The following is a 22,208-nucleotide window of genomic DNA, read 5'->3' on the forward strand; positions in this document are numbered from 1 at the left end:
GACGGCGAATCACATCGACCACGCCGTGGGTGTGCGATCCCAACGGTGAGCTCGGAGCTCGTCGAGAACGTCCGCGGGCAGCGGGGCGGCGTCGGACACGGCGAGGTTGGCGTGCACGTGTTGGGGCTTACGCATACCCGGGATCACCACCGAGACGGCCGGGTGATGGAGGATGAAGCGCAACGCCAGCTCGGGCAGGGTCGACCCCTCCGGCACCACGCTTCGCAGTGCCTCGACACGTTCGATCGTCGGAGGCAGGTTCTCCGGGCCGAAGTACACCGCCCGCCAGTCTTCGTCCGGGAAGACGGTGTCCGCTCGAAGCGTCCCGGTCAGCGACCCCTCATCGAAGGGGACCCGCGCGATGATGGCGATGTCCTCCTCAGCGGCCCGGGGGAACAGCTCGTCCTCCGGCGCCTGGTCGAACACGTTGTAGATCACCTGGACGGCGTCGACCAGCCCCGTGTCGAGCGCGGCGAAGCAGTTCGTCGGCTCCCACCGGTTGACGCTGATGCCGAATCCGCCGATGAGTCCCTCGTCTTTGAGCCCGGCCACCACGTCCTGCCAACCCGGTTGCGATGCCCAACGGTCCTCCCACACGTGGAACTGGAGCAGATCTATCCTCTCGACGCCGAGGTTCTCGATGCTGCGGAGGGTGTAGTCCCGGACGTGCTGGGCGGGGAAGACGTCGTCGAGAGTGTCTTGCGCGCGCGGCGGCCACTCGCGATTGAGCGGAGGAATCTTCGTCGCCAGTCGCATCTCTCGCTCGGGATGACGGCTGCGCAGCGCTCCGAGCAACCGCTCGGACTCGCCCCGGCCGTACACCCACGCGGTGTCGAAGAAGGTGCAGCCGCGTTCGACGGCTTCGTCCAGTGCAAGGGGTGCGGTGTCGTAGTCCCAGCCCGTGAAACCGCCCGGTCCGCCACCGATCCCCCACATCCCGTAGCCGATCTCGCCGACCCGCCAGCCCAGTCTTCCCATCGTGCGCTGCTTCATCTGAGTCCTCTCGTCCTTTTGAGTCCTGTGCTGCTCGATCCGACGTCGCTGCGCGACGGAGCCGAGCTCTAGATCCCCGCAGGCACAGCGCCGACGACCTGCGCCCCTCGGGCGATCGGTGCTCTTTCGGCGCCGGGCGCGTACTGGATACCCCATCGACGCTCAAGGAGGTCCGCGCGGTAGCGGGAGAACCTTCTTGGGTTGTCTTGCAGGAGTCCCTCGAGCACCGCGCGGGCTTCGTCCTCATGGTCGACAGCACCACGCAGGCTGATGACGTCGTGCAACATGCCCAGTTCCGCATCTCCCGCGGCACCAGCTCGTCGCAGAGCCGCGATGAACTCGACGCACGACACGCGCTTGATCGTCTCCCCGGCCGCTTCATCGAACCGGATGCTCTGCGGCCGGAAGAGGTGAAGGGCGTGACCCCATGCTTCGGGGTCCTGGACCGCGGCGACGATCGAACGCGCGACGGTGTCGAGCGGGCTGTCATCGGAACGGATGTCCGCATCGGGCACCATCCCCAGGCGCCGGAAAGCGTTTATGAGCAGGGAGGTGAGGGCCGTGCGATTGGGCACGCTGTTATCGGCCGCCGGCATGACCTCTCCCAGGCGGAGCACCGTCACAGTGAGATCGTCTGCAGCGGCGGCCAGGACGCGTTCGGCGGCCCACTTCGAGAGGCTGTACCCGCCGGTGGGCGGGGTGACCTCGGCGATATCCACGTCCTCGTGGATGACCTCACCGGTGAGCAGGGCGTGATCGTGCAGCGCCCCGAGCGTGGATACGTAGTGCAGAGGGATGCCGCCGGCCTCGACGGCCAGTCGGATGAGCTCCGCAGTGCCGCGCACGTTCGGTTCGCGGTGCATCCGGTAGTCGTAGGCGAGGTTGACCATCGCTCCGACGTGGAGGATCACGTCGGACTCCTCGATCAGCCAGCCCCATCGCGAGGGCTCTAGCCCGAGCGCAGGTCGAGCGAGGTCACCGGGGATCGTCGTGACGCGCTCGGCAAACCCCGGCGCGGCCAGCTGTTGTCCCGACAGCGCGTCCCGGACTCGCCGTTCCGCGTCGGACGCGTCGGCGCCCCTGGCCATGCACACCACGTGAAGATCCGTGTCGAGCAGTAGCTGATGCAGGACACGGGCCCCGACGAAGCCGGTCGCGCCGGTGAGCAGCAGGGTCCCGACATTGTGGCGAGCTCTATGCGGCGACGGGCGGCGCTTCGATGCACCGGCGTAGGCGCGGAGATCAGCCTCGACGAGGGCCGTCACGTCGGGCTCCGCGGATCGCTCGCTGCGCCGTCGATGGATCAGCGTTCTCAGCTGCTCAGCGGTGGGGTGATCGACCATGTCACGCACACCGACATGAGCGCCGCACTCGTCCTCCAGGGCGAGAGCGGCGCCGACGACCTGCAAAGAGGTCGCGCCGGCGGCGAAGACGTCATCATCTGCGGCCAGGAACGGCATCCTGAGGGATCGCCGGAGGGCGGCCAGGATCGGATCGGACTTCTCGACGCCACCGTGTGTCGGCTGCTGCACGGCGAGTCGTGTCAGCGCAACACGGTCAGTCTTTCCTGCCGCAGTCAGCGGGAGCTCATCGACGACGAGACACCGCCGTGGCACGCTGCCCTTGGGCAGCTGTCGCCGCAGCAGGGCGAGCACCTTATCGCTCTTGACGTCGCCTGCGACGAAGATCAGGAGCTCCCGTGCTCCCTCCTCTTCACTCACGAGCGCGACCGCCTGGCGCACCCCGACGTGGCCGAGTGCCACGGCCTCGATTTCGGCGGGCTCGATCCGCACACCGTCCAGCTTGATCTGGTGGTCGACCCTGCCGCTGAAGCGGAAACGCCCGGCGGTATCGATGCGGCCGAGGTCGCCCGTGCGATACATGCGTGTGACTGTCGTGCCGTCGTCGAGGACAACCCTCCAGGCCGGGGTGACGAACCGCGACGCGGTTCGCTCCGGCGCCCGGTGGTATCCGGCGCCCACGCACGCACCGCCGATCAGGATCTCGCCCGTCGCTCCCGGCGGCAGCGGACGACCGTCGACGTCTACGACGACCGCGACACAGTTGTCGATCGGCCGGCCCAGAGGGATCTCTTCGCCGTCGTCCTCGGTGACGTCGTGGAAGATCATGCCGATCGACGCCTCGGTCGGACCATAGGCGTTGCTGACTCGGAGCCCGGGCAGCATCTCACGCAAGCGATGCGCGTCGCGGGGATCGATGCGATCGCCCCCGATGATCACGTGACGCAGCGATCGCAGACGCTCGGTCATCGCTGGGCGGCGTTCGATGAGGCGCAGCAGCGCGCCCAGCACCGCCGGAACGAAATCTACGACCGTCACACCGTGGGTCTCGATGAGGTCGAGGAGGCTCGCCAGATCGAGGTTCTCCGTAACGGGGGGAACAACGGTGGCGCCCCCGCGTGTCAGCGGCCAGAACAGTTGCCAGAAAGCGGAATCGAAGACATGCCGCGTCGTCTGCAGCACGACGTCCACGCCGTCGCTCGCGGCGAACCAGCCGTCCATGAAAGACAGTCGGTTCGCGAGCCCGCCGTGCAGGTTCACCGCACACTGCGGGGCGCCCGTGGTGCCCGAGGTGAAGACGCCGTACACGACGTCGTCGGCGGCGGGGAACCGGATGTCTTCGGTGTCGGCGGGGCTGTCACCTGCGAGATCAACGACGAGGGCACGCTCGCGGTGAGCGGCAGGCACGTCCTGCGTATTGGAGGTGAGCACCACTGGCGCGTCGAGCCGGTCCAGTACCTCGGCTACCCGACTCTCGGGCCAGCGGGGGTCGACGGGCACATAGGCGGCGCCGGCCATCATGGTCGCCAACCAGGCGACGGGCAGAGCCGCTCCGTCTGCCACGAGCACCGGCAGCAGCGTTCCGCGGGAGGGCACCGTGTTCGCCAAGGACGACGCAAGCGACTCGGCCGCGGATAGAAGCTGGGCGTAGGTGAGGGTCGTGTCCGCTGCGTGCACGGCGACCGAGGTGGGAGACGTGCCCGCAGCCGTGACGATCCGCTCGACCACTCCGCGGTATGTGCCGTGCTCGACCGCCGTGCCCGCGAGCGGACCCAGTACCTGCGTTCTCGTCTGCGCGGACATCGCCTCGGCGTCCTCCATGGCGCGCTCCGGGTGCGTGAGCGCCGCTGCCAGCAGTTCGCCGATCATCTCTGCGACGGCCGCCTTGGAGTGCTGCCACACGTCGCCGTTCGGGACGGCGACCTCGACGCGAACGGTGTTCGGGCCTTCCGGGCACAGCCGGACTTCTGAGCCATCACTGCCCGACGCCAGCGCGAACGTCGCGCCCCGAGAATCGGAGTGCCTGACCACCGGGTAGACCTCGCGGTCCAAGCGTCTTGCCGCCTCCCGCAATGCGCGACCGCCTGCATCGATCAGATCACTGCCCGACGCGGACGCCATCGATCGGCGATAGACGGCCACGGCAGCGCGGGACGAAGACGGAGTACTCACGAGGAGCAAGGATCACCAGAACCCGGTATCAGGTTCGTGTCACCGGGTTGAACGCACCATGAACGTTCACCGTGTCCGTCGGATTCCCGTTCACGGCACCGTGAAGATCGAGCAGGTGAGCAATGATCCCTCCCCCGTCCGCATGGACGCTCGACGAAGCGCACAGCGCGCCGCGGAACGCGCAGACGTCACTGTCCGCAGTCTGACCTCCCTCGCCGACTGCTCGGCCTGCGAGCAGCTTCTCGCGGAGGTCTGGCGCACCCCGCAGGACAGCCCGCCCCTGAGCGCGGACGTGATCCGAGCGATGTCGGACGGCGGCAGCTACGCCGCGGGAGCGTTCGAGGGGGAAGGCGGCGCCGAGCACCTCGTCGGGGCCTGCCTGGCATGGTGGAGCGCTCCTCAGCGGGCCGAGCTGCACAGCCACATCGCCGGCATTCGTGGGTCGCATCACGGCCGCGCCGTTGGTTACGCCCTCAAGCTCGATCAGCGCGCGCACGCGCTGGAGCGCGGTGTATCGAGCGTCACCTGGACTTTCGACCCGTTGATCGCGCGCAACGCGCACTTCAATATCCGCAAGCTCGGTGCGACCGCGAGCAGCTATCTCGTCGACCATTACGGTAGGCTTCCCGACGGCGTGAACGGCGACGACGAGTCCGACCGGCTTCTTGCCCGATGGGATCTCGCCGATGAGCGCACGGTCGCCGCCTGCGATCAGGGGCGTCCTCAGACCCGCTGGGGCATTCCACGACCGATGCTGGACATCGATGATGACAGGCCGGTGCTCCGCGGGGGCGGGGGTCCCATCGTTCTGGTCTGCGTGCCCCGCGACATCGAACATCTGCGCCGAGAGAACCCCAATGTCGCTAGAGACTGGCGCCGCGCGGTGCGCGATGTCCTGGGCGGGCTGATCGACGGCGGGGCGCATCTGGTCGACTTCGATCGTCGCCTGGGTGGTTACGTGCTGGAAACGGCAGCAGCCTGATGCGAGTCGAGAGAGTCGCCCTGCATCGGATCAGCCTCCCCCTCGTGGCACCTTTCCGCACCTCGCTTGGCGTCGAGCACGAGCGCACGGCTCTCCTCGTCCAGGTGACGTCCGACGAGGCTGAGGGCTGGGGGGAATGCGTCGCGGGCGCGGACGCAAGCTACTCATCGGAGTACGTGGAATCCGCGGAAGATGTCCTGCGTCGCCATCTGGTGCCTCGGCTCCTCGCCGCCGAGCATGTCACCGCGCACACTCTTGCGTCGCTCTGGTCCGGGGTCAAGGGTCATCTGATGGCCAAGGCGGCGCTCGAGGGTGCCGTGCTGGATGCGGAACTGCGCACTCACAGCCTGTCCCTCGCTTCCTCTCTCGGTGCTGTCTCCCGTCGCGTACCGAGCGGTGTCTCCGTGGGGATCATGGACTCCGTGCCCGAGCTGCTGGATGTCGTCGCGCAGTATCTGGCTGCCGGCTATCAGCGCATCAAGCTGAAGATCGAGCCAGGATGGGACCTCGCCCCCGTCCGCGCGGTGCGTGAACGTTTCGGTGACGACCTTCTCCTTCAAGTCGACGCGAACACGGCGTACACCCAGGGAGACGCCCGCCATCTCGCCCGCCTGGATGCGTTCGACCTCCTTCTGATCGAGCAACCACTCGACGAAGACGATCTGCGAGGGCATGCCCACCTCGCTCGGTCGCTGAAGACACCCATCTGCCTCGATGAGTCGATCGTCTCGGCTCGCTCCGCCTTCGACGCCATCTCGATGGGGGCCTGCGAGATCATCAACATCAAGCCCGGACGCGTCGGCGGTTACTTGGAAGCGCGGCGCATCCACGACGTGTGCGCTGCCGCGGGAGTGCCGGTGTGGTGCGGCGGGATGTTAGAGACCGGCATCGGCCGCGCCGGGAACGTCGCCCTCTCTGCACTTCCTGGCTTCACGCTGCCAGGCGATGTGTCGGCATCTGACCGTTACTACGCCACAGACATCACCGATCCTTTCGTCCTCGATGACGGGTATCTGGACGTCCCTCAGGGCGCGGGGCTTGGGGTTGCTCCTGTGCCCGACGTACTTGCCAGCGTCACCACGCACGTGCAAGAGCTCAATCGGCGTGGCTGACGGCGCTCCTTGCGTCGACTGTGCGCCAGTCGTGACAGAGCAGTCAATCGTCCGTCCTCATCTGACACCGTCGACTCTTTGACAACTGGGGTCTAAGAAAAGGACTCCTGGGTTGACGTCTCGGCTGACGCGGTGCTGCTGCAGGCGCACGGCGCTCGCAGTCCCGACGGCGCGGCAGGCGTGCTGCGTGACGTGAGGCACAAAGGTGCGCCACGCGCGAGCCGTGGCAGCCGGAAGTACGTGTTCGACGGTGGTGACGCCGTCGGTGAGCCGCCCCTGGATCGCGTGGCGACTTCGGACCGAACTTCCCGTCACGGTCGTGTGGCTGCTCATCGGTGACGGTCAGCTCCCGGTTCCGCGAGCCAGTTGTCAACGAGAGCTCTCTGTCGGTCGGTCACGCCGCGGCGCGAGAGCGCACGGCGTAGGTCATCGCTCCCGATGTGCTCCAACACCCATGCCCAGGCTCCCACGTCATCAGCGTCGAGCAACCGCCCAGCGATGTATTCGCCATCCTGCGTAGCACTGAGGCGCACAGGCTTCGCGTTCCAGAACAGATGATGGAACCTTCGCGGTACGGCATCGCTCGCGTCCGTCTGCTCCCGCTCGGGCAGAGTCACTCTCCGCACCGCACGCACCAGCGACCCATCCCACGCGCGTTGGCGTGCGCGCCACCTGTCCATGCTGCGCACTCGACCCCGAGCCACTTTCTCCGCGTTGTGTGAAACAAGCCCGAGTGCAAGCAGTCGCTGGAGCGCAGCGGACGCCGTGGTCGGGCTGACTCCCGCGAGAGCGGCCACTTCACGCGCGCTGTCTCTTCCGAGCGGCGAACGCGCGAGAGCAGCCAGCACAAGCATCTCCGCCCGGGTGTGACCGAGAGGTTTCTCCGGCGTGGCACCACGCCGACGCACCTCCGCAGCCAGAACGGAAGGAGGTACGGTTCGAGACTTCCCCCGCCCACAGGAGGGGACGCTGGCTGAGTCGAGCATGCGATGGACTGCGGTGAGCGACATGCCGAGAACGTCAGCTACTTCGGGAGCGGTCAAAGACGCCCTGTCCATTTTGATATTTTACTGCACCGTTGCGTTGACCTGCAGGAGTCGGGGCCATGCCTGGCTCCGCGATCACGGGCCCCAATCGAGGATCGCCGACAGGTGGATGTCCAGCATCGTCTCCGTTGACACCGGCGGCGAACAGGCGGGAGGGGTGTGCTCCGCTCCGGACGCCTTCAGAAGGACGAGAACAGAAGCTGTATCGACATGCCGCTGCGCGGCTCCATACTGTTGCCGGGTCGCACGAAGCATGCCCGAGGAACGGATTCGCCGGTGGCGAGATCGGAGGGCGCTGTGAGCTCGAAGGACGCACCGTGCCGCATGTGCGGTGCAATGGGACGAACTCGCGAACACCTCCTGCCAGATCACTGGCGCAATGAGTTCAAGACAGAGAACTTCTACGACTACGAGTCACGGGGACCCGCTGGCCTACGACAGCGCTCCAGGTACGGAACCGCGTTCGACGAACGCGTGTGGGTAGTGTGCGCGAAGTGCAACAACGGTTGGATGCAGGACATCGACCGCGAAGCGAAGACCGTGATCTTCCCGCTGGCCAGGGACCGGCCGATCGCTTTGAGCCTCGAGGCTCAGACGCTTCTGACGAAGTGGGCGGTGAAGACCACCCTCATCCGCACCGCCTTCGACGAGAAGCAGCCCGGCTTCATCGCTCCACCCGGAGTGTGGAGCGCCTTCTACCGAAACAGGGACGCGTTCGCCCCCGGCACCGTGCAGCTCGGCATGGTAAACAAGCAGCAGTGGCTTGCCAGCAACTCGCCGCTCGGCCTCGCGTTCGGAGCAAATAAGCGCAGCGGCATCACCGGCCGTGTGGGCATCACCGGCCGTGTGAACGTGGGCTCTTTTCAGATCGGTCATCTGTTCATCCAGGCCGCTGTGTACGATCCCGAGGTGCTCCCCGCCGAGGCAGCTCGAGAAGTGCTCGCGTCCGTCCGCGCCGCATATCCTGGCCGGCTGATCGCCCTGCCGGCTGGAGGCAAAGTGGTGCCGCCCGCTCCCATGAGCCACAACGAAGCGCGAGAGTTGCGCGAAGTTCCCACCATCGTCGGGAACGCGCCGCCTCTCGGCGGACACGTCGGCCCGAACGCATTCGGCATCATCTCGTGACGCCCACGCGAACAGCAGCGGCCATCCTGCCCAGAATGTCAGTGCTGCTCACACAGCGCGGCCGCCGGACAGCCCGATGTCGGGTCGCCCATCCCCTCGATGCACGGACCGACCGGACCAGTCGATCACAAACCTTCGAGAGTCGATCGGTCGCGGTTCCTTGGGACGTTGGGGCTCTGGTCGAGAAAGGCCGGCGATCGGATGCGCGTGCTCATGCCGGAACGCAGCTGCCGGGTCCGTGACACGCCGCACCGGCACCTGACGTGCGTTCTCGCACCACTCGTTCGCCGGCTCGAACCGCGCTGCAGGCTCACCCGGTGAGTTCGACAACGGGGGTCTTCCCTGGCTATCCTCGCCAACAGCCTTCGGGGCCTCGGGCCGCGTTGCGAGATGACCCTTCCGACGAAGCGAAGTGAAAATACTGTGGATCTCTGGCACTTCGTGTCCTCGCGTGCTGGAGAAATCCTGTTCGCCTCGGCGCAGCATTTCAGTCTCGTCGTCCAGTCGCTCATCGTGGCGACCACGCTGTCGATCCTCATCGCGGCGCTCGTCTACACCGGACCGACCCGCACGAGCATCGCCAATGCGGTCAGCGCGGTCGGGCTGACCATCCCGTCGTTCGCCCTCATCGGCATGCTCATCGCGCCGCTCGGCTTCGGTGTCGCTCCGGCCGTGGTCGTGATCGTCTTCTTCGGAAGCCTGCCGATCCTGCGCAATGCCATCGTCGGGCTGCGGGGCGTCGAGCGCAGCGTCATCGAGTCGGCTCGCGGCATCGGCATGAGCCAGATGGACACGTTCTTCCGTATCGAGCTCCCGCTCGCGTGGCCGATCATCCTCGCCGGCATCCGCGTCTCCGCGCAGATGGTCATGGGGATCGCCGCCGTCGCGGCGTTCGTCCTCGGCCCGGGCCTGGGCGGCTTCATCTTCCAGGGGCTCTCGCGCCTCGGCGGCGCCGGCTCCCTCGAGTCGATCATCACCGGGACGGTCGGCGTCGTCATCCTTGCCGCGATCCTTGACCTCATCCTCGTCGGCGTGGGCCGGCTCACGACATCGAAGGGCATCCGTGTCTGACATCGCACCCGCCGACTCCGCCGGTGATCACGCAACGTCCCCAGCCGCCGGGGTGGAGATCACCGGCAAGGCGATTCGCCTCGATGGGGTCACCAAGCGCTATGCGGGCCAAGAGACCCCGGCCGTCGACGGCATCACGCTCGAGATCCCGGCCGGCCAGGTCGTCATGCTCGTCGGGCCTTCCGGCTGCGGCAAGACGACGACGCTCAAGATGATCAACCGGCTCATCGAGCCCACCGAGGGGCGCATCATCCTCGGCGACGAAGACGTCACCGCGATCAACGGCGACGACTTGCGCCGACGAATCGGCTACGTGATCCAGGCCGGCGGGCTGTTCCCCCACATGACGGTCGCGCAGAACATCGCGCTCGTGCCCAAGATGCTCGGCTGGAGCAAGGAACGCGTCGACAAGCGCATCGACGAGCTCCTCGACCTCGTCTCGCTCGATCCCGCCGACTACCGCGACCGGTACCCGCGTGAGCTCTCGGGTGGTCAGCAGCAGCGGGTCGGGGTCGCCCGCGCGCTCGCCGCCGATCCGCCCGTGCTCCTCATGGACGAGCCGTTCGGAGCGGTCGACCCGATCACCAGGCAGCGCCTGCAGGACGAGCTGCTGCGCATCCAGCAGGAGGTGCGCAAGACGATCGTCATCGTCACGCACGACTTCGACGAGGCCGTGAAGCTCGGTGACTGGATCGTCGTGTTCCGCGAGGGCGCGCAGATCGTCCAGTACGACACCCCCGAGCGGATCCTCGCCGAGCCCGCCGACGAGTTCGTCGAGAACTTCATCGGCTCGGGAGCCGGGCTCAAGCAGCTCAGCCTGCGCCGCGTCAACGAGGTCGAGCTCGCCGACGCGATCACCGTGCCCGCCGGCGGCGACGCCGCCGAGGCGAAGGCGCGTGCGGAGAGCGAGAAGCACGGGCACGTCGTCGTGACCGATCAGCGCGGACGTCCGCTGGCCTGGCCGTCGCTGCGCGCCCTCGGCCGGATGACGACCCTGCCGACCACGCTCGACCCCTCCCTGCCGGTCATCGGGGCGCGGGCCACGCTCAACGACGCGCTCGACACCATGCTGGTCTCGAGCGCGGGGGCCGCGCTGGTGACGGGCCGCGGCGGTGCGTTCGTCGGCGTCATCGACGTCGAAACCGTCATGGACGCCATCACCGCCGCCCGCACCGCGATGGGCGAGCGGGCGACCGATGCCCCCGTGGGGACGAACACCGGCGTCATCGGCACCATCCCCGCCTCTCCCACGGAGCGCGCGGTCGATGGCTGAGTCGCGCACACGTTCCGGCGCGCACGCGTGGCGGCAGTTCGGCCTGCAGATCGCGGTGATAGCCGCCCTCGTCGCTGCGTTCGCCGTATGGCTCGCCGTGGCCCCGATCTCGGACACCGAGCGCAACACGCTGAACCCCGGCTCGATCCTCAACCTCACCGGTCAGCACCTGGCGCTCACTTTCGTCGGTGCTGTGCTCGTCCTCGTCATCGCGATCCCGCTCGGCGTGCTGCTCACCCGCAAGCCCGTGCGGCGTGCGGCCGGCCCGATCCTCGCGATCGCGAACTTCGGCCAGGCGGCACCGGCGGTGGGCCTCATCGTGCTTTTCGCGGCGCTCGTGCCCAACGGCTTCACCGCCTCGATCATCGCGCTCGTGCTCTACGCGGTGCTCCCGGTGCTGCGGAACACCATGATCGGCATCCGCGGCGTCGACGAGCGCCTCGTCGAAGCCGGGCGCGGGATGGGGATGACCTCCGCCGCCGTGCTGTGGAGGGTCGAGCTGCCTCTCGCCGTCCCGGTGATGCTCTCCGGCGTGCGCACCGCCTTGGTCCTGCTCGTGGGCACGGCGGCCCTCGCGGCCTTCGTCAACGGCGGTGGCCTCGGCCTCCTCATCACGACGGGAATCAACCTGTACCTCTTCGGCGTGCTGTTCTCCGGGGCGCTGCTCATCGCGCTCCTGGCCCTCACGGTCGACTGGCTCGGCCGTGTGGTGGAGCACGTCGCTCGCCCGAAAGGACTCTGATGCGTCGCCGACGGATGTCGTCCCGCCTCCTCGGAGCGACCGCGATCGCCGCGACGGGGCTCCTCGCCCTCACCGGCTGCGGGCTCCAGTCGGCCACCGCCTACACCCCGGCGTCCGCTCCCGGCTCAATCCAGCCGATCGACGGCCTCCCCGAGGGGGCGACGCTGACGATCACGAGCAAGAACTTCACCGAACAGCTCGTCCTCGGCAAGATCGGGGTCCTCACCGCGCAGGCCGCCGGCTTCGAGACGAACGACATGACGAACGTCCCAGGCAGCGTGCCCGTGCGCGAGCTGATGATCTCGGGAACCGCCGACATGACGTGGGAGTACACGGGAACCGCTTGGCTCACCTTCCTCGGCGAGGAGGAAGGGAACCCCGATAAGGATGAGCAGTGGGAGGCGGTGCGCGACGCCGACGCAGAGCACGGCCTGACGTGGCTGCCGCCGGCGCCGCTGAACAACACCTACGCGATGGCGGTGCGCTCGGAGGCCGTGGAGGAACTCGACGGCGTCGCGACGCTCAGCGATCTCGCCGCGCTCCCCGTCGAGGATCGCACGCTGTGCGTGGAAGCCGAGTTCAACTCCCGCGCCGACGGCCTGGGACCGATGCTCGAGCGTTACGGCATCCCGCGGGGTGAGTCCGACGCCATGCCGGAGGAGAACATCTCGATCTACGACATCGGCGCGGTGTACACCGCGACCGACCGTGGCGCCTGCAACTTCGGCGAGGTGTTCACGACGGACGGACGGATCGACAGCCTCGACCTCACGATCCTGGAAGACGACCAGGGCTACTTCCCCGCATACAACGCCGCAGCGGTGCTCGGGACCGACGTGCTCGAGCAGTACCCCGAGCTTGCCGACATCTTCAGTGCCGTGTCGGAGGTGCTCACCGATGAGGCTCTGCGTGAGATGAACCTGCGCGTCGACGAGGGCGGGGAGCTGCCGGCCGACGTCGCTTTCGACTTCATGGTTGAGCAGGGCTTCATCAGCGAACCCTGACTCTCGTCTCTCACAGTCGTAACATGCAGCGCCGCCCCATCATGCTCATCGAGTCGGGTGCGGCGAGGCTGCGCAGAGGAACCCCGTTCTCCCTCGACGGGTCCGCGATCACGTCGACGTTCAGGTCATGTCGACGGACGTGCTCGCGCTCTCCGTCGATGAATGTGTCCAGAACCGAAGCCGGAAGCGCAGCCTACGGAGCGAGGCCTAACGGACAGCTACCGTCGGCGAGCCGACGAGGACCTTCACCGCGTCCAAGTAGTCCTCAGTGAACGGCAAGGGCGTGCCTTCGACGGTCAGAGGGTCGCCGATGGCCTTCACTACAAAGCCCAGAGACCGATAGAACTCGTGCAGGCGTGGAGCATCGGCCTCCACGTGGGCGATGAGGTACTCGATGCCGCCCACCCGAGCCTGCTCCTCAACGGCGTCGATGAGGTCTTTGCCGAACTCACGGCCGCGGAGATCCCTGTGGACGTAGACCGCCTCGATACCGACGATCCGTGTCGCGATGGAAAACGCGTCCTCTCGAGTCATCCCGCCGAAGTACAGCGATTCCGCGGCCTGAGACGGTGACATGGCGTACGCCGCGCCCAAGATCCCACCCTCGCCATCGACCTGGTATGCCAGGGTTTGCAACTGCGCGTTCGGCTCATTCGGACGGACGGGACGGCCGAGGCCTGCGGCCTCGAAGAAGGCGTTCGCGTCATCCGCATGTGTCGCCGGATCGAGGCGATGAATCGCCACCAGAGGAGTACCGTCTTCGCCTGTAACGTCACTGCGCATAGGCCCAGTATGGAAGATCACGCGACCTGCCCTCGGCCCACCTGGCGTGCCAAGACCGAACCCGTCGGTTGGACCGCCGCACAGTCGCCAATGGAGCCGGCCATCATCGACTGTACCCCCACTGATCCGAGGCAGCGCGAGGAACTGCTCGCCATCATTCGACGGCGTCGGGCGACCTGACTCAACCCGCTCTAGACCGATTCGAGTGGGACACACTGGCGCTCACCTCCGCGGGCCCAGAGATATATGCTTTTCAGCATGGCTCGCAAGGTAATCCACCAGCTCGTTGACGATCTCGATGAATCTGTCCTAGAGCCCGGGGAAGGCGAAACCGTCCTCTTCGCTATCGACGGCAAGTCCTACGAGATCGATCTGAAGACTCAGAACGCCGAAGCGCTCCGCGAGGCATTCGCGCCGTACATCAAGGCGGGTCGTCGCGCTGGTGCCGCCAACGCACCGGCTGCTCGCTCGGCACGCAAGCGTAACTCTGGCGTCGACCTCAGCGCAGTTCGCGACTGGGCACGCAAGAACGGCCATACCGTTTCCGAGCGTGGTCGCGTTCCGCAGTCGATCCTCGACGCATACAACGCCGCCAACTAAGCGCCCGCGAACGGCCTCCGCTCCCGCATCCATGCGCTGGTGAGCGGAGGCGGTTCTTCATTTCGGCGCGAGATTCGCTCAGCCACCGACTTGTCCTTCTGTCCCAGATAGTGCAGAACCAGCGGATAGGCGACTTCGTCGGCGAACTTGCCGCGGCGGCCCAGACCGTCAAAGCTCGCGTGGCCTCGAGTAGAGCCCCAGCCCCTGCTCAGCCGTGCAACCCCGCAGCAGCCCAACATCCTCGACTCAGGCCAACAATGACGACACCCGCGTGAGGAGGACTCCTTGACGTAAGGACTGACTCCGCAGCGGGAGATCGTCGGCTTCCAGACCCGCGCCGACTGACTGGGAACCGAGGTGCTGACCCTCGCAGACGTCTGGCCTGCGACGTACAGTCTGCGACAGGCACGAAGGTCTGCCGCGACCCGGTATGTCGCTAGCGTCGTGACTTACGTCACGTCAGGTACTGGCGACAGGCGAAAGAGAAGTTGTTCTCCGTGCCTGTCGGCAGTATTCATTCGCTAGCCGGCTTCGGCAAGAACGTTCTCAACCACGGTGGAGAGAATTGACGCCCCGTCCAGTTGGCCAATTATGCGCGCCGCCACTCGACCGCTCTGATCGAGCACTAACGTGACGGGCGTCGCGCTAATGGGTATGGCCGCTGCGAACGCTAGCTTCACGTCCCCATTTTCAAAGTCGATGACGCTGGGATACGTGACCTCGTTCTCCTCCGCGAAGGCACGAGCGGTTGCTGGCTCGTTGCTCGTGTTCACACCGAGGAAGCGGACCTTCTGTTCCTGATAGCCCTGCCAGACGGTTTCCAGGGCGGGCGCCTCCGCGATACATGGTCCGCACTCCGCGTACCAGAAGTTGACCACGACGACGTAACCGTCGAGATCGCTGCTTAACAGCAGCTCGCCAGAGTCGGAGGTACCAGACCAGACGACGGGCTCGCCACGCTGCTCGGCTGCGATCTCGCGAACGGCGAAGTCGTCGCGGACGTAGCCCAGGTTTTCCCCGTTGCGGTAGGACTCAGTTACCGGGTCAGGCGCGCAGGCGGAGAACGCCATGATCGTCGTCACGGCAACGAGGGCGACAAGCGGCGTCCTAGATCGGCGGACGAAGGAACTGCGAACGAGAGCGCTCACGCAGTAATGCTAAGGGCGTCGCCCGCGAGTTGATCGCCACCGCCCCAAGCCGCGGGCGAAAGGTGCTGTCCAACCGACACGCGACCTGGGTACGCTCCTCATATGGCGCCGCAGACCTTTCGCTTCTCGGTCGGCGCTCTAATCGGGCTGGGCACGCTGTTAGGAGCAGTCTTCGGCCTGGGCTACGCAGTGCTCCTCGCGTACCTAGGCTGGTGGGGAACCGTCTTCCCCACCAGTTCTCTGTACATGCTCATCGCTTCGGCGGTCGGCGTCGTCGTCGGTGCGGTGCTTGGGGGGCTCCTCGCGACCATGGGCATGGTGATTCGCCAGGCCCGGGAGGGTCATGCAGACCGCGAGCACTGGTTGGTGTTCAGTCAGGTGGGCGCAACAGTTCTGGTAACGGCACTCGCCGCGATCCTCTTGGCACCGGGGAACTTGCCACCTTATTCACTGACGGTCCACGTTGCGATGGCTGTCGTAGTTGCCCTCATCGCGGCGTGCGGGACGTGGAGCAGAAATGCGTCCACATCCCCCACCGTTTGATTTGAACCTTATTCAGGTCTAGAGAAAAACTGCTTCCGATGATACTCGGCGACCTGCTTAACAACTCCATTGAGCGGCCCGAAGTCGTTCATAACGGTTACGTAGACTTTCATCACGGCATTCCCCAGCTGAGGCACCACATGGACAATAGCGCTCCCGACATCTTCGACAGGTTCGTGCAGCACCTCCGAGCCGTCGACGGCAGGAACAGCGGAGACCGCGAGAGTGGTCGGCTGGTCGTGTTCGAGGAAGGCTCTCCGCGTCACGCAAGCTTCCTGACGACCACGGACGACCTCGGAGCTCACCTTTCGGCTCTCGCCGAAGACGCCCAGCTGATCTGGCCCGAAGCGACGAGCGAGCTCGCTGCCTTTCGTCTCCTGTCGATCCACCTGCAGGAGAGCCTCAGCCCAGGCGGACCAGACCCCCGCCGGCTGACCGCAGACGGAATCTTCCGCGCCCCATCAGACTCACCGAGCTGACACTGCGACGCCGTCGAGAGGAAACTGTCTTCCCTCGACGGCGTCGCAGTCGCCTTGCCGCTTAGAACGTCGGCAGGCTGAGCAGGTTGTTCGTCCACTTTCCGTCGGCGTGGGTGCGCAGGTACGGGTCGGTGTCATTCGGCTTCACGACTCCGACGGGTACACGGTTGCTGCCGCTGCCGACATAGGCGTTGTTTCCGTCCTCGTCGACCCAGGCGACCAGCGACGGCTTGTCGTCCTCGTACGTCTTGCCGTTGCTGTTGTCGCGCGACTTGTACCGGACGATCTCGTCGTGTGTGCGCTGGGTACCGCCGAAGCGGATGTGGGTGATCTCGATTGCCATGTGCTCTTCTCCTACGAAGTAATGCCTGACCGTCATTGGTGCAGGACGCCGCCATTCAAGCAGCGGAGGAGCTCCGTATCAGCGCTCTTAAGGAGCCCTTCGCGCACACTTACGCCGACGTTGAGGTGGTGATTGGCGAGCAGCCGCTCGAAGCTGGCCGACCAAGGCGCCGTCGATTCACGAATCTTGCCGAGAGAACGGATCCTCACGGCGATGGGCGCATGCTCCGCACGGTCGGCCACTATCACGCGAGCTCACTGACGACCTGATGCCAGGCGACCGGCGGCTCATCGCACGATGAGGGATCGGAGGATGTCGAGCTGCCCCGTGTTCCACGCGAGCTCGGAGAGCACATGGGTGTAGAGACTCAGAACTGTCCGCGGTGACCTGCCCAAGACGACGTCCTCCACGTTCCGGCCCGCCAGGTTCGTGCGCGAGTGCTCGTGGATCTGGCGACAGTGTTCGGTCACTGATGTGATGCTGTCCGTCCTGCGCATCTTCCAGGAGTTCGCTGTGGCGATGGGAAGGCCCAGTTCGGAGCGGGGGCGGCCTGTGATCGCCTCACCGAACCACACCCCCTCGACGTAGGCGGTGTGGCGGACGATACCGAGGAGCGACGGCCTGCCATCAATGGCGACGGCACGCGCCTGCTCATCGGACAAACCGTCGAGGCTTGCGAGGATGAGCTGACGGTATTGCTCGATGCGCGCTTCGAAGTCGTCGCGAGTGGTGACGCCGGATTCGGTGTGCCGGTGAGACATCCACGGTCCTTTCGTGGGCCTAGTCGAGGATGAAGCTCAGGATCTCGTGGATGACGGCCTCGGGGTTCTCCTCCGGCAGCCAATGACCGGAGTCCGGGATCTCGACAGCCTCTCGGAGGTCGTCGAACAGCGGCGTGATCGTATGCTCGGCGCTCGCTAGCGAGCCGGTCGCGGTCACGAGCTTGGTCGGCACGCTAACGGTGACGCCGTCGTTGTCGAGCTGGTCCTGCTCGAGCGTGCGGTACAGCTCGAAACCGTTGCTGAGGACATCGGGGCGACTGTAGGTGCGAGTGAACTCGTCGATCGTCGCGCTGGTGAACGGCGGCGTGCTGCGATCCCCGCCGAACGCTGCGCCACCGAACGCGACCTGGGTGTAGAACTCCTCGAGATACTCGCGGACATCCTGGCGGTCGTCGACGAGCTGCTCGGGAAGGGCGGGCTGACTGTTGAAGCTCATGTGCCACGAGAACGTGCGGTACTGCGCAGCCGGCAGGGCGACGCTGCTGGGGAGGGGGTAGTCCATGTGGATGTAGCTGGTGACGGCGTCGGGGAACTGGGTCGCGTACTGGAATCCGACGCCCGCGCCGAGGTCGTGCGCGACCAGATCGACGGCGTCGAGCCCGAGCTCGTCGACGAGAAGGCCGTGCACGTATTGCGCCAGGGTCTTCTTGTCGAAGCTGCGGGGGCTTCCGTAGCTGTCGCCGAGACCAGGCAGGTCGATGGCGTACACGGTGCGATGCTCGGCGAGGGCGGGCATGATGTCACGCCACTCAAACCAAGTCTGCGGCCACCCGTGGATGAGCACGAGAGGCGGGCCTTCGCCACCGGTGACGTAGTGCATCCTGACGTCGTCGACGGTGGCGAACTTGTGCTCGAACTGTCGGTTGAACGCGGCGTCGTCGCGCGTTGCGGCGTCGTGGCGGTCGGAGGTCGCCTCGACGGCTCCCGATGCGGTCGGGGCGTCCGCCAGGCCGGCGCCGATGGGGATGCCGGTGAGGGCGCCGAGCGAAAGCGCTGCGATCACGGCGGCAGCGCTGCGGGCGCGTCGGGAGATCCAGCGGCTGGGTGCGTTGCTCATGGATCGAGCGTTGCGGCTAGATTTGTTGATGCGCAAGCGACGTGCCAGATCTGCAAACGAGGGGACCAGTGACGGACTCATCCAAGATTCTCGAGCGCGTCGGTCCGCGCCTGCGGGCGTTCCGTCAGGCGCTCGGGCTGACGTTGGCGGAACTGTCCGCGCAGACGGGTCTGACGCCCAGCACGATCTCGCGATTGGAGAGGTCTCAGATCGGACCGTCGTTGGAGCAGTTGTTGTCGCTTTCCCGCGTGTACGGCGTGCCCCTCGATGAGCTCGTCGCCGCACCTTCGCATGGCGATCCACGTGTTCACCTCCGGCCCGTGCGCCGCGAAGGGCTGACTTTCGTCCCTCTAGGGGTCAACCGGGGTGAGCTCCAGGCGTTCAAAGTGATCTACCCCGCCGTCACCGAGTTGCCACCGGCACGATTCCACTCGCATCCCGGACGGGAATGGTTGTACGTGCTGTCGGGAAGCATCCGTCTCGTCCTCTCAGATCAGACGACCGACCTCTCGACGGGAGAAGCAGCGGAGTTCGACACCAAGACCCCGCACTGGATCGGCAACGCGCATCCGACCGCTCCCGCCGAGATCATCGCCATCTACGGCAAGCAAGGCGGCCGAGTCCACCTCACCCACGTCTGAGAACCGGACGGTTCCCATGGACTCCCGGAAAACCGTCTCAGGCTCCGACGTCGCCCTCGCGGCGTGACTAGAAGCCGTCACCTATCAGTGCGGCAGACCCTCGTCATGGTGCAAGCGTGACTTGCACCTAGGTTCTGGCCGGCAACGGTGCGAGCGCGCCATCGAACTGGCGCATGTGCTCGTACGCCGCCTGCCAGGTCAGCCCGTTCGCGACCCAGCCGGACGCACCCGCTTGCTGCATCACCTGCAGGGTGGACCACAGTGTCAACTCGCCGGGTGCGGCCTTGCCGTGGAGATAGGCAATCTCACGACGAGCACGCCTTCTCCCGTCACCTTCGTCGATGAGTACATAGGCATTCACCCCTTGCTGGGCAAGCGAAGAGGCGTGAGCGATAGCCAGAATCTCCCCTAGCGACTCCCGCTGTCGCAGACGTTCTCGCGCCGGCATGCCGCTCACCCGAGCGATGGCCTGCGCAAAGTGCGGGCCTCGCAACTCATCCTCAAGTATCTCGATGTGCCGCGCCGCTTTCAGGCGACGCCACAGGTTCAGAGCGCCAGTTCGGCTGAACTTCGGATCGCGGCACTTTCCCTCGATCTCTCCGTCTACACGCTGCGGAACCGCAAGCTGAATCTGCTGTGAACTCGCAGCCTGGATCAGCACGTTCTGTTGCCTCGCCGCCATAAAGGTAAGACCAGGGCCTGCGTCAAGGATGATGCTCACGAACTAGCCGCACCGCCGAACAAAGGCTTGCCAATTCCGTAGTCGTCCTCAAGATCATCGTCGCGCTCAGCCGCCAGCTCGATACCCAGCCCGTCACGGAGATCCGCAGCATCGAGCCCGTACCACTCCGCGGCTTCGTCGAGATCTATGACTCCGGCCTGGACGGCCGTCACTGCGCGCTCCATAAGGCGCTGCGGGGCGCGCGGACGAAGCGAGGCCTCCGCCAGAATGCGGTACTGGCTGAGCCAGCCGTGGCGCGCCGCGAGCGTCGCGGCCGACACAGACATCCAGGCCTTGCAGGTGTCCACGTCAATGAGCCGCGCCTCACGAAGCTGAATCGCAGCGATTGCCGGGGACACGCCGTACTCCTGAACGAGCCTCGACAGATGCGCTTCTCCGATCGACTCGCCTGTGAAACGCTTCACCGCCACGAGCGGAAGCAAGAGGTGGCGCGCGAACGCGTCCGCGCGGACCTCGGCGTCAGTGCGATCACCGGGGGTGAACGAACCCTCGGCTTCGAGGTCGCTCGCAATGACGTGCCCGAGCTCGTGTGCAACCGTCGACCTCTGACGCATCGGGTGCGGTGTGGTCGCTACCGCCACGACGATGCCTCCTGTGTGCGGGTTCACCGTCGACAGCCCGTGTTCGCCCTCGGGAGCGTCCACGCTCAGGACATCAGCTCCCGCCACAGCGGATGCTAACTCGAACACATCTGGGATCGGAGCACTATCGAGATTGGCCTTCGCACGCGTCTCCGTTGCCAGCCGTCGGCCCTCGGATTCGTTGCTCACGTCGCGGAGATACCCTGATCAGCCAGGTAGCTATCGAGCTCCAAGTACGCGAGCAGCTTCGCCTTAAGCACGTCCATCGTCGCCGCCGAACCGTCGGTGCGTGCCGCGAACTTAGCCTGCTCGCTTGCCTCGATATAACCAGTCAGAGCGGACACGCGAACGCCGATGCGATCGGCGAGGATGACGAGCTCGTCACCCTTGAGCGGACGCTCGCCACTCTCGATTCGCGAGTACGTCGGCTGCGACACCCCAATGGCAGCGCGAACCAAGTCCTGCGTAATTCCCTTGCTCTCGCGCACCTCGCGCAAGCGCGCTCCCAGCGACGCATGAGTGATCATCTGAATAGCCCTCTCTCCTTATTCATCCTCTCACACTCCGACCCTGTGGCGCCGCATGCGCACGCGGATCCGTGGCGGTGTCGCCGACCTCTGCGGCGCTCCGGCTCAGGACGACCTTCGCTCAAGCACCCCAGCCCGAAGCCTGCGCCCGTCAGCTCGCGTGCGAGCGCAGGACCCGGCAAATCGCGTTGCAATCTTGCTGCGACGCGCCCAGGTACGTGGCGGGCTGGATGATCGGGATGTAGGCCGTACTGAAGGTTGGCATGGCCACGCCGCCCCGCTTCAGAGTTCCTCCGCGCTCTCGACAGTGAGGCTGATGCTCTCCGCATCCGCCTCAGTGAAGTCGCCGCTCAGCGTGAAGCGCATGCGGTGGCGCTCCATGCCGCGGAAGAAATGCTTGTTCCACTCCGCGAGGAGTGAAACGCTTTCAGCGCTGCCCGACAAATACTCTCCCTTGTCGATGTAGCCATCCAGACTGCAGTCGGCCTCCACCGTCACGCGGAGAGTGAGGTCAGTGGAGTCCGAGGCGCGAAAGATGTCGAACTGGATCGTGTCCTCGAGGAAGACGATCTCGTCGAAGGAGGGGTCATCGAGAGCGGTCTCGACTGGGATCGTGTACAAGCCACTGCCCTCGTAAACCCCGACAGCAGATTCAAGGTCGCGTCCCTGGAGGTGCGCCAGCGCCGACTCAACGAGTTCAATCACCACGGTCATCGGCATCGCATCTTTCACACGGAGGATCTCGAAGAGGGGCGCGACGTGGTCGTGTTGAACGAGCTTCTCTAGAGCCTCCACGATGTCGACTCGCTGCTCCTGTTCTAGTTCGTCCTGAAGCTGGCTGTCCAGAACCTTCGGGTCATTGCTCGTCAGGAAATCCTTGTCGTCGGTCACCATGATGACGAGCGTTCCGGCACCGTCTAGCTGTAGTGCCCAGGGACGTTGTTTGATCTGATTGCCGTGATGTGACGAGAACCTCCCGGCAGAGTGGAGCTGCTACCGCTTCCGCTCTGAACCAGGAGGTTCTCGTGTCTCACGCTAATGCGGCCTTGACGCCGCGCCAACGGCTCCGCCTTGCCCGCAAGGTCGTCGACGAGGAGTGGACGGTCGCTGCGGCGGCTGGCTACTTCCGCGTCTCGTGGCCGACTGCCGACAAATGGGCAC

At 65.9% G+C, this 22,208-nt stretch carries 23 protein-coding genes and 1 pseudogene; 11 read left to right on the forward strand and 13 right to left on the reverse strand.

Annotation, left to right across the window (positions count from 1 at the left end; genetic code table 11):
* Positions 1–9: 9 nt before the first annotated feature.
* Positions 10–993 carry an aldo/keto reductase gene (locus tag K5S26_RS17645; protein ID WP_221860665.1) on the reverse strand — a complete coding sequence of 328 codons (984 nt, stop codon included), beginning with the start codon at positions 991–993 and terminating at the stop codon, positions 10–12.
* A gap of 68 nt (positions 994–1,061) precedes the next feature.
* Positions 1,062–4,346, reverse strand: a complete 3,285-nt coding sequence (locus K5S26_RS17650; protein ID WP_221860668.1) for a non-ribosomal peptide synthetase — start codon at positions 4,344–4,346, stop codon at positions 1,062–1,064.
* Between the two features lie 220 nt (positions 4,347–4,566).
* Between K5S26_RS17650 and K5S26_RS17655 the strand changes: the two genes are divergently transcribed.
* Positions 4,567–5,448, forward strand: coding sequence for a GNAT family N-acetyltransferase (locus K5S26_RS17655; protein ID WP_221860670.1), 882 nt, complete (start codon positions 4,567–4,569; stop codon positions 5,446–5,448).
* A complete protein-coding gene (menC, locus tag K5S26_RS17660) occupies positions 5,448–6,560 on the forward strand; it encodes an o-succinylbenzoate synthase (RefSeq protein WP_221860672.1) in 1,113 nt (370 codons plus the stop codon). The genes K5S26_RS17655 and menC overlap by 1 nt, the downstream gene beginning before the upstream one ends.
* Positions 6,561–6,889: 329 nt before the next feature.
* On the opposite strand, the gene K5S26_RS19340 is transcribed toward menC, so the two are convergent.
* On the reverse strand, positions 6,890–7,618 hold the full coding sequence (locus K5S26_RS19340) for a MarR family transcriptional regulator (protein ID WP_221860674.1): 729 nt from the start codon (positions 7,616–7,618) through the stop codon (positions 6,890–6,892).
* A 498-nt stretch (positions 7,619–8,116) separates the two neighbouring features.
* Between K5S26_RS19340 and K5S26_RS17670 the strand changes: the two genes are divergently transcribed.
* The 5 genes from K5S26_RS17670 (at position 8,117) to K5S26_RS17690 (ending at position 12,821) form a co-directional block, all read left to right on the forward strand.
* Entirely contained in the window at positions 8,117–8,731 is a 615-nt protein-coding gene (locus K5S26_RS17670; RefSeq protein ID WP_221860676.1) for a hypothetical protein, read from the forward strand.
* Positions 8,732–9,154: 423 nt separating this feature from the next.
* A complete protein-coding gene (locus K5S26_RS17675) occupies positions 9,155–9,802 on the forward strand; it encodes an ABC transporter permease (protein WP_308123054.1) in 648 nt (215 codons plus the stop codon).
* Position 9,803: 1 nt separating this feature from the next.
* Positions 9,804–11,075, forward strand: coding sequence for an ATP-binding cassette domain-containing protein (locus K5S26_RS17680; protein WP_308123056.1), 1,272 nt, complete (start codon positions 9,804–9,806; stop codon positions 11,073–11,075).
* Positions 11,068–11,817 carry an ABC transporter permease gene (locus K5S26_RS17685; RefSeq protein WP_221860683.1) on the forward strand — a complete coding sequence of 250 codons (750 nt, stop codon included), beginning with the start codon at positions 11,068–11,070 and terminating at the stop codon, positions 11,815–11,817. Before K5S26_RS17680 ends, K5S26_RS17685 begins: the two co-directional genes overlap by 8 nt.
* Positions 11,817–12,821: a glycine betaine ABC transporter substrate-binding protein gene (locus tag K5S26_RS17690; protein ID WP_221860685.1), complete on the forward strand. Its 1,005-nt coding sequence runs from the start codon at positions 11,817–11,819 to the stop codon at positions 12,819–12,821. Before K5S26_RS17685 ends, K5S26_RS17690 begins: the two co-directional genes overlap by 1 nt.
* A 207-nt stretch (positions 12,822–13,028) precedes the next feature.
* On the opposite strand, the gene K5S26_RS17695 is transcribed toward K5S26_RS17690, so the two are convergent.
* On the reverse strand, positions 13,029–13,604 hold the full coding sequence (locus K5S26_RS17695; protein ID WP_221860687.1) for a GNAT family N-acetyltransferase: 576 nt from the start codon (positions 13,602–13,604) through the stop codon (positions 13,029–13,031).
* Positions 13,605–13,862: 258 nt separating this feature from the next.
* Between K5S26_RS17695 and K5S26_RS17700 the strand changes: the two genes are divergently transcribed.
* Positions 13,863–14,204 carry a histone-like nucleoid-structuring protein Lsr2 gene (locus K5S26_RS17700; RefSeq protein ID WP_221860689.1) on the forward strand — a complete coding sequence of 114 codons (342 nt, stop codon included), beginning with the start codon at positions 13,863–13,865 and terminating at the stop codon, positions 14,202–14,204.
* Positions 14,205–14,725: 521 nt separating this feature from the next.
* Here the strand turns inward: K5S26_RS17700 and K5S26_RS17705 are convergent.
* A complete protein-coding gene (locus K5S26_RS17705) occupies positions 14,726–15,352 on the reverse strand; it encodes a TlpA family protein disulfide reductase (protein ID WP_308123055.1) in 627 nt (208 codons plus the stop codon).
* A 102-nt stretch (positions 15,353–15,454) separates the two neighbouring features.
* Here K5S26_RS17705 and K5S26_RS17710 point away from each other — a divergent pair, with 102 nt between their 5' ends.
* A complete protein-coding gene (locus tag K5S26_RS17710; protein WP_221860691.1) occupies positions 15,455–15,895 on the forward strand; it encodes a hypothetical protein in 441 nt (146 codons plus the stop codon).
* 8 nt (positions 15,896–15,903) lie between these two features.
* Here the strand turns inward: K5S26_RS17710 and K5S26_RS17715 are convergent, their stop codons facing one another.
* The 4 genes from K5S26_RS17715 to K5S26_RS17730 form a co-directional block, all read right to left on the reverse strand.
* Positions 15,904–16,284, reverse strand: coding sequence for a hypothetical protein (locus K5S26_RS17715; RefSeq protein WP_221860694.1), 381 nt, complete (start codon positions 16,282–16,284; stop codon positions 15,904–15,906).
* Between the two features lie 151 nt (positions 16,285–16,435).
* The gene (locus K5S26_RS17720) at positions 16,436–16,717 is read right to left on the reverse strand and encodes a DUF3892 domain-containing protein (RefSeq protein WP_221860696.1); all 282 of its coding nucleotides are present in this window, start codon (positions 16,715–16,717) and stop codon (positions 16,436–16,438) included.
* A 287-nt stretch (positions 16,718–17,004) separates the two neighbouring features.
* Positions 17,005–17,478, reverse strand: coding sequence for a mycothiol transferase (locus K5S26_RS17725; protein WP_221860698.1), 474 nt, complete (start codon positions 17,476–17,478; stop codon positions 17,005–17,007).
* Between the two features lie 19 nt (positions 17,479–17,497).
* Positions 17,498–18,556 (reverse strand): alpha/beta fold hydrolase, encoded by a 1,059-nt coding sequence (locus K5S26_RS17730; protein WP_221860700.1) that lies wholly within the window; start codon positions 18,554–18,556, stop codon positions 17,498–17,500.
* Between the two features lie 68 nt (positions 18,557–18,624).
* Here K5S26_RS17730 and K5S26_RS17735 point away from each other — a divergent pair, with 68 nt between their 5' ends.
* Positions 18,625–19,197 (forward strand): helix-turn-helix domain-containing protein, encoded by a 573-nt coding sequence (locus K5S26_RS17735; protein ID WP_221860702.1) that lies wholly within the window; start codon positions 18,625–18,627, stop codon positions 19,195–19,197.
* A gap of 127 nt (positions 19,198–19,324) precedes the next feature.
* On the opposite strand, the gene K5S26_RS17740 is transcribed toward K5S26_RS17735, so the two are convergent.
* From K5S26_RS17740 to K5S26_RS17755, 4 genes are all read right to left on the reverse strand, one after another.
* Positions 19,325–19,918, reverse strand: a complete 594-nt coding sequence (locus K5S26_RS17740) for a PIN domain-containing protein (RefSeq protein WP_221860704.1) — start codon at positions 19,916–19,918, stop codon at positions 19,325–19,327.
* Positions 19,915–20,709, reverse strand: a complete 795-nt coding sequence (locus K5S26_RS17745) for an ImmA/IrrE family metallo-endopeptidase (RefSeq protein WP_221860706.1) — start codon at positions 20,707–20,709, stop codon at positions 19,915–19,917. The genes K5S26_RS17740 and K5S26_RS17745 overlap by 4 nt, the downstream gene beginning before the upstream one ends.
* Positions 20,706–21,047 (reverse strand): helix-turn-helix domain-containing protein, encoded by a 342-nt coding sequence (locus tag K5S26_RS17750; protein WP_221860708.1) that lies wholly within the window; start codon positions 21,045–21,047, stop codon positions 20,706–20,708. The genes K5S26_RS17745 and K5S26_RS17750 overlap by 4 nt, the downstream gene beginning before the upstream one ends.
* Before the next feature lie 282 nt (positions 21,048–21,329).
* A complete protein-coding gene (locus K5S26_RS17755) occupies positions 21,330–21,941 on the reverse strand; it encodes a hypothetical protein (protein ID WP_221860710.1) in 612 nt (203 codons plus the stop codon).
* Positions 21,942–22,072: 131 nt separating this feature from the next.
* Here K5S26_RS17755 and K5S26_RS17760 point away from each other — a divergent pair.
* A pseudogene (locus K5S26_RS17760) lies at positions 22,073–22,208 on the forward strand (leucine zipper domain-containing protein); the annotation flags it as partial.

The organism is Microbacterium marinilacus (assembly GCF_019753765.1).
GTDB lineage: Bacteria > Actinomycetota > Actinomycetes > Actinomycetales > Microbacteriaceae > Microbacterium > Microbacterium marinilacus.

Bases quoted from the DNA above. Each gene is read 5' to 3' on its own strand.
- K5S26_RS17645 (WP_221860665.1), bottom strand. From the start codon at position 993: ATGAAGCAGCGCACGATGGGAAGACTGGGCTGGCGGGTCGGCGAGATC.
- menC (WP_221860672.1), top strand. From the start codon at position 5,448: ATGCGAGTCGAGAGAGTCGCCCTGCATCGGATCAGCCTCCCCCTCGTG.
- K5S26_RS19340 (WP_221860674.1), bottom strand. From the start codon at position 7,618: ATGGACAGGGCGTCTTTGACCGCTCCCGAAGTAGCTGACGTTCTCGGC.
- K5S26_RS17670 (WP_221860676.1), top strand. From the start codon at position 8,117: ATGCAGGACATCGACCGCGAAGCGAAGACCGTGATCTTCCCGCTGGCC.
- K5S26_RS17685 (WP_221860683.1), top strand. From the start codon at position 11,068: ATGGCTGAGTCGCGCACACGTTCCGGCGCGCACGCGTGGCGGCAGTTC.
- K5S26_RS17690 (WP_221860685.1), top strand. From the start codon at position 11,817: ATGCGTCGCCGACGGATGTCGTCCCGCCTCCTCGGAGCGACCGCGATC.
- K5S26_RS17695 (WP_221860687.1), bottom strand. From the start codon at position 13,604: ATGCGCAGTGACGTTACAGGCGAAGACGGTACTCCTCTGGTGGCGATT.
- K5S26_RS17700 (WP_221860689.1), top strand. From the start codon at position 13,863: ATGGCTCGCAAGGTAATCCACCAGCTCGTTGACGATCTCGATGAATCT.
- K5S26_RS17710 (WP_221860691.1), top strand. From the start codon at position 15,455: ATGGCGCCGCAGACCTTTCGCTTCTCGGTCGGCGCTCTAATCGGGCTG.
- K5S26_RS17720 (WP_221860696.1), bottom strand. From the start codon at position 16,717: ATGGCAATCGAGATCACCCACATCCGCTTCGGCGGTACCCAGCGCACA.
- K5S26_RS17725 (WP_221860698.1), bottom strand. From the start codon at position 17,478: ATGTCTCACCGGCACACCGAATCCGGCGTCACCACTCGCGACGACTTC.
- K5S26_RS17730 (WP_221860700.1), bottom strand. From the start codon at position 18,556: ATGAGCAACGCACCCAGCCGCTGGATCTCCCGACGCGCCCGCAGCGCT.
- K5S26_RS17750 (WP_221860708.1), bottom strand. From the start codon at position 21,047: ATGATCACTCATGCGTCGCTGGGAGCGCGCTTGCGCGAGGTGCGCGAG.
- K5S26_RS17755 (WP_221860710.1), bottom strand. From the start codon at position 21,941: ATGGTGACCGACGACAAGGATTTCCTGACGAGCAATGACCCGAAGGTT.